Below are 6009 nucleotides of genomic sequence, written 5' to 3'. Positions count from 1 at the left end.
TCGCGCGGCCCGCACGGCGCGCAACCCGCGTACCGGTGAGGCCGTGAAGGTGAAGAAGACCAACGTGCCCGCGTTCCGCGCCGGCACCACCTTCAAGGACGTCATCTCCGGCACCAAGAAGCTCCCGAAGGCGACCCCGGTCAAGCGCGCCGCCGCCGGCACGCGGGCGACGGCCACGAAGACCGCCGCGGCGGCCGCGCCGGCCAAGGCGACCACGACCCGCACCACCCGCGCCGCGGCGGCCAAGCCGGCCGCGACGACCACGCGGACCCGCGCCACCGCGGCGAAGCCGGCCGCCAAGGCCACCGCCGCCAAGGCGGCCCCGAAGACCACCGCGGCGAAGACCACGGCGGCCAAGGCCACCACGGCGAAGGCGACCCCGGCCAAGGCGACGACGACGCGCACCCGGACCGCCGCCGCCAAGCCGGCCGCGGCCAAGACCACCGCGGCCAAGACGACCGCGGCGAAGACCACGGCCGCCAAGGCTCCGGCCAAGCGCACCTCCGCGGCCAAGAAGAAGTAGTAACCCCGTTTTCCCTCGAAGGGCCTCGCACCGAGCCGGTGCGGGGCCCTTCGGCATTTCCGGCGCCGCTCGCTCGTGCGACCACATAGGACTCTTGCGGGGCTGGGCGAACTCGTGAGACGGCCTCCGCCCGGCGGGCGAGGTCTGCGCAGGGTGCTCCGACCGGCAGGTCCCCCGGCTGAAGCGAGCAGGGCCGACGGGGCCGGCGAGGAGCCGGGCGTCCCCTCGCCGGAGGCCGGAAATCAGCCCACCATGTCCACTGTGGACTTCACGGGGGCTTGACATCCACGGGTGATCATTCATACATTCGATGTCTGTTTGTATGAATGACGGGAGTTGATCCGCATGCGGCTCGGCAAGACCGCCGTCGTCCTCGGGGGCAGTGCCGCCGGCCTGTGCACGGCCGGAGCGCTCGCCCCGCACTTCGACCGGGTGCTGGTGCTGGAACGCGACGAACTGCCCGACGGCGCCGAACGCCGCCGCGGCGTCCCGCAGAGCAAGCACCCGCACTTCCTGCTCAACTCCGGGCGGCGCGCGATCGGCGCGCTGTTCCCCGGGTTCGAAGACGACCTCATCGCGGCCGGCGGGCTGCTGCTGATGCCGTCCATGGACGCCGCCTACCTCGACGGGCCGGGCTGGTCGGCCCGCAAGCGCAGCGCCATGACGATGGTCTACGGCTCGCGGATCCTCATCGAACGCGTGCTGCGGGACAAGGTGCGCGAGCTGGCGAACGTCGTCGTCCGCGAGGGGGTCTCGGTGCGTGGCTTGACCACCTCGGACGGAGAGGTCACCGGAGTCGAGCTCGACGAGGAGCACGTCGACGCCGACTTCGTCGTGGACGCCATGGGCCGCGGTTCCCCGGTTTCCGGCTGGCTCGCGGCGGCCGGCTGGCCCGAACCCGAGGTGCAGACCCTCGACGCCAAGGTCACCTACACCTCGCGCTGGTACGACCTGCCCGCCGAGCGCCCCGCCTCCTGGTGGTGGCGGCACCTGGTGATCATGCCGACGCCGGACAAGGGCGACCACCCGGCCGAGCACGAGTTCCTGGTCAACTTCTTCCCGATCGAAGGCAACCGCGTCATCGCCTGCATGGGCTCGTGGGGGCTGGAGATGCCCAGCACCACGGCCGCGTTCGCGGAGACGGCGCGCCGGGTGCGGACGCCGTTGTTCGCCGACGCCATGGACCGCTGCGTCCCCGCCTCGCCGGTCCACCTCACGCGGTCGACCGGCAACAAGTGGCGCCGTTACGACCGCCTCCGCACGCGGGCGCGGCGGCTGGTCTTCGTCGGCGACTCGATCTGCGCGTTCAACCCCTTCTACGCCCAGGGCATCAGCTCCGCGTCGGGATCGGCGCTGCTGCTGCGCGAGCACCTGGCCCGCGCGGAGCGGCTCGACGCGAAGTTCTCCGCGCGCTTCTTCACCGCGCAACGCCGATTGCTGCGGGTGCCGTGGAGCCTGGCGATGGCCCGCGACCAGGGCTACGCCTGCGCGGTCGGCACCGAGCAGCTGCCGGAGTGGCGGCGGCGCATCGTCGCGGCGATGTCGGCACCGGCGTTCCGCCTCGTCGTCGGCGCGGCCCGCGAGGACGAGGTGGTCGACGAGCACTTCGCGAAGGTGTTCAACCTGGACGAATCGCTGGGTCGGATGCTGCGCACCCCGCGGGTCCTCGCCGGCCTGGTGCGCTACCGCGTCCGCGCCGCGCTGGGCCGCCACCGAGTGCCGTTCGGGTTCGACCCCCAGGCGGAACCACCGGCCACGGACTACTCGGCGGCGACGGCGACCGCGCGATGAGCACGGCGTGCGGACCGGACGCCGAAGCCGTCACCCGCGGGCTGGGGTTCGGCTGCCACGACGTCTCGCCGGTGGTGTCGGTCCGGCCGCCGTGGGCGCTCGCCCACTGGACGATGCCGCTGCTGGAAGTGCTGATCGTCGGCGGCGCGGTGTTCGCTCTGGTGCACGCGCTGCGCCGGCGTCGTGCCGGCGACCCGGTGAACCTGGCGCTGTGGTGGGCTTCACTGGTCTACCTGTTCGTCACCGAACCGCCACTGTACTTCCCGGAGTGGTTCGGGCTCGACCGGCTGTACGGCTTCATCTTCGCCCACAACCTGTTCACCGTGCAGTTCATGGGAGACCGGCTGCCGCTCTACATCGTGGCGTTCTACCCGGTGATCAGCCAGCTCGCCTACGAAGTCGTCCGCTCGCTCGGGCTCTTCCGGCGCGGGGCGCTGCGGGGTTCGGTGGCGGTGGCCTTCACCTGCCAGGTGTTCTACGAGGTCTTCGACCACCTCGGCCCGCAGCTGAAGTGGTGGGCGTGGAACCCGGCCAACACGATCGTCAACCACCCGGCCTTCGCGTCGGTGCCGCTGAACAGCATGCTGCTGTTCGCTTCCGTTTCGATGGCCGCGATGACCTACCTCGTCGTCCGCCTGACCCGCGGCCGGCGCCGGCTGACCCTGCGCATCCTGCTGGCCGGTGTCCTGACGCCGCCGGCCATGGCGATCGCCGGGATCCCGTCGGGCTTCGCCGGCGACAACGTCACCGCGCGGGCCTGGATCCTCGGTGTCGAGCTGGGGCTCCTGTGGGTGGCCGGCGGCTGGATCGTCGTGGCGCACCTGCGTTCCGGGGAACCGGGCGAGCCCCTGTCGGCCTTCACGCGGTGCTACCCCGCCGTTTACCTGGGTGCGATGGCGGTGTTCTGGCTGTCGGCGCTCCCGGCCTACTTCGCGGCGAAGGACGGCGTCACGGCGGACGGTACGCCGATCGGCAGCGGGCTGTACGCGCTCGTCTGCTTCGCCGGGGCCGGCCTGCTGCTGGTGGCGCTGTCGCGGCGCGTCCGCACCCCTGTCCCGGGCTGAGCGCTCCGCTCGGGGAAGATGGCGGCATGGGGCACCACGGATGGCAGGGCAACCCGCCCGGCACCGAAGACGAGGCACGCCGGCGGATCGTCGAAGCGGCGACGGCTTGCCTCGACCGGGCCGGCCTGGCCAAGACGAGCCTGTCCGACGTCGCCGCCGAAGCGGGCGTCACCCGGCAGACCGTCTACCGCTACTTCCCGGGGCTGAAGGACATCCTGCGGGCCGTCGCGCTGGACGGCGTCGAAGAGTTCGCCGGGCGGATGGAGCGGCACCTGGCCGCGTACGGGACGGCCGCCGAAGCCGCGATGGAGTCCGTGGTGTTCGCCGTCCGGACGCTGCCCGGGGAGCCGCACATGGGCCTGCTGCTGCAGGCGGGCGAAGCGGACTTCTTCACCGACGGCGTCGTTTCGCCGCTGGCGTTTTCGTACGGGGCGCGGATCCTCCGGAACCTGCCGGTGGACTGGGCGGGCGCTGGGATCGCCTCCGACGAGGAGCTCCAGGGCCTCGCCGAGGTCCTGATGCGGCTGTTCCTGTCGTTCCTGCAGTACCCCTCGACACCGCCGCTCAGCGACGACGAGCTGCGCGCCCTGGTCCGCCGCTGGATCGGGCCGGCGCTGCGCGGCTGACGTTTCCGGAAACGCCGCCGGGGAATGCGATGACAATTCCTGACAACGCGGGGAAGTGTGACGTCTCCCACGCGGAGTCGGTGGCGAGGGGTTTCCGCCCTCGCCACCGACGGTTGCGGTGATCTCTCCCCAGTGATCTGCCGCCCACGGCGTTACTTCTTGGCGGCGGCGACCTTCTTGCGCGGGGCGCGCTTACGCGGCGGGGCGGCGGGCGCCTCTGCCTCTTCGACCTGCGCCTGCTCGTAGGCGGCGATCACCTCGGAGGAGAGGCGGCCCCGCTCGGAGACCTCGTAGCCGTTCGCGTTGGCCCAGGCGCGGATCTGCTGGTTGCGCTCGCGGTCGGTGGTGCTGGTGGTGGTCGACTGCCCGGTGGCGACGCGCACCTTGCGGCCGCCGATGCGCCGTCCGGCGGCGATGTAGCGGGCCAGTTCGTCGCGCAGGGCGGAGGCGTTCTCGTCCGAAAGGTCGATTTCGTAGGTGACGCCGTCGAGGCCGAACTGAACGGTCTGGGCGGCGGTGCTGCCGTCGATGTCGTCCAGGATCTCGACGAGGACTTTCTGGGCCACGGGAATGCTCCTCAGCTGGATGTGCGTCCGGGGGAACGCGACGTGTGACAAGTTGCACAATGGTCGGCGTTCTTCGGTGGAGTGTATCCACCCGAGGAGACGTACGGCAATTTCCTCCCGGATTCCGCGGAACGGCGGCGGCCCGGGGTGGTCCTGAAAGGACTGGGCCGCCGCCGTCCCGGCTGTTCGCCGGGCGGGGGAATTCAGGTTCCGGAGGGTGTGGAGCCCTGCTCGCCGTGGTGGTAGGGCGGATCCGTGGCGAGCGCCTCGTCGGCGGCGCCTTCGGCGGGATCGGCCAGCTGGGCCTCCCGCGCGGCTTCTTTCGCCTCTTTGATGAGCTGCCGGCTGTGGTCGAGGTCCGCTTCGGGCCGGTTTTCGTTCTCCGTCATCGCGACTCCTTGCGGTCGGATTGCGTTCCCTGCCGCACGGCTACCCGCGAAGCCCCGGACGCAACCGTCGCGGGGGCCGGGGTGTTCACCCCAACGAGTGGGCGAGGTGAATTGTTCGGCGGCCGGCGGGGGATCGGGTGAGGGGGTGACCGGGACCGGTTCCGCGGGCGGGAAAAGCACGCCGGGAAACGGCGGGGCGCTTGGTGGGCGACATTCGTGGCGATGCTCGGCGGGCCCGGGGGCGGCGATCTCAGGCCGGTTTGCGGGATCGGTCCGGCGGCTCTGGGCGCATTTACCGGCCGCTGAGGAACGCCGGAGGCTCGTGTGGCTGGCTTGGAAGCGCTGGTGGCTGGTAGGGCTGTTCGGAGCGCTGGAGGCTTGTGGGGGCCAGCCTGGCAGGGCTGCAGGCTTGTGAGGGCCGAAGGCGGCCGCATTCGCCGCGGCCTGCCCGGGCTCGCCGGAAGCCCCGCGGCGACCCACCCCCGAAATGCCGGAAGGGCCCCGCACCAGCCTGGTGCGGGGCCCTTCCGATCGTCGCGAGGGTGTTACTTCTTCTTCGCGGCGGAGGTGCGCTTGGCCGGGGCCTTGGCCGCCGTGGTCTTCTTCGCCGCGGCGGTCTTGGTTGCGGCCGGCTTGGCGGCGGCGGTCTTCGCCCGCGTGGTGGTCGCCTTCGCCGTGGTGGCCTTGGCCGCCGTGGTCTTGGCGGCGGTCTTCGGGGCCGCCTTGGTCGCGGTGGCCTTGGCCGCCGGCTTCGCGGCCGCCGTGCGGGTGCGGGTCGTCGTCGAACGCGTGGTGGCCGGCTTGGCCGCCGCCGCCCGCGTGGTGCGGGTCGTGGTGGCCTTGGCCGGGGCCGCCGCCGCGGTCTTGGTGGCGGTCGCGCGGGTCGACGTCGCCGCGGTGGCGCGCTTGACCGGGGTGGCCTTCGGGAGCTTCTTGGTGCCGGAGATGACGTCCTTGAAGGTGGTGCCGGCGCGGAAGGCGGGCACGTTGGTCTTCTTGACGCGGACGGCCTCACCGGTGCGCGGGTTGCGGGCGGTGCGAGCGGCGCGG

Annotated in this window: 7 protein-coding genes; 4 read left to right on the top strand and 3 right to left on the bottom strand. The window is 72.1% G+C overall.

From position 1 onward, the window contains the following. The 4 genes from ACWEVN_RS45800 to ACWEVN_RS45785 form a co-directional block, all read left to right on the top strand. The coding region (locus ACWEVN_RS45800; RefSeq protein ID WP_452055453.1) for an HU family DNA-binding protein at window positions 1-523 on the top strand (523 nt) is incomplete at its 5' end. A gap of 345 nt (window positions 524-868) precedes the next feature. Then, on the top strand, window positions 869-2314 hold the full coding sequence (locus tag ACWEVN_RS45795; RefSeq protein WP_452055452.1) for an FAD-dependent oxidoreductase: 1446 nt from the start codon (window positions 869-871) through the stop codon (window positions 2312-2314). Continuing rightward, complete coding sequence (locus tag ACWEVN_RS45790) at window positions 2311-3378, top strand: hypothetical protein (RefSeq protein WP_452055451.1); 1068 nt, start codon at window positions 2311-2313, stop codon at window positions 3376-3378. Before ACWEVN_RS45795 ends, ACWEVN_RS45790 begins: the two co-directional genes overlap by 4 nt. A gap of 26 nt (window positions 3379-3404) precedes the next feature. Continuing rightward, window positions 3405-4004, top strand: a complete 600-nt coding sequence (locus ACWEVN_RS45785; RefSeq protein ID WP_452055450.1) for a TetR/AcrR family transcriptional regulator — start codon at window positions 3405-3407, stop codon at window positions 4002-4004. Window positions 4005-4156: 152 nt separating this feature from the next. On the opposite strand, the gene ACWEVN_RS45780 is transcribed toward ACWEVN_RS45785, so the two are convergent. From ACWEVN_RS45780 to ACWEVN_RS45770, 3 genes are all read right to left on the bottom strand, one after another. Beyond that, window positions 4157-4570: a histone-like nucleoid-structuring protein Lsr2 gene (locus ACWEVN_RS45780; protein WP_086848477.1), complete on the bottom strand. Its 414-nt coding sequence runs from the start codon at window positions 4568-4570 to the stop codon at window positions 4157-4159. A 203-nt stretch (window positions 4571-4773) separates the two neighbouring features. Beyond that, window positions 4774-4959 (bottom strand): hypothetical protein, encoded by a 186-nt coding sequence (locus tag ACWEVN_RS45775; RefSeq protein ID WP_449681510.1) that lies wholly within the window; start codon window positions 4957-4959, stop codon window positions 4774-4776. 545 nt (window positions 4960-5504) lie between these two features. Continuing rightward, window positions 5505-6009, bottom strand: a 505-nt coding sequence (locus ACWEVN_RS45770) for an HU family DNA-binding protein (protein ID WP_452055449.1), incomplete at its 5' end; no start/stop codon positions are given.

It is taken from the genome of Amycolatopsis sp. NPDC003861, assembly GCF_053605405.1.
This window is presented reverse-complemented; position numbering and strand designations above follow the sequence as displayed.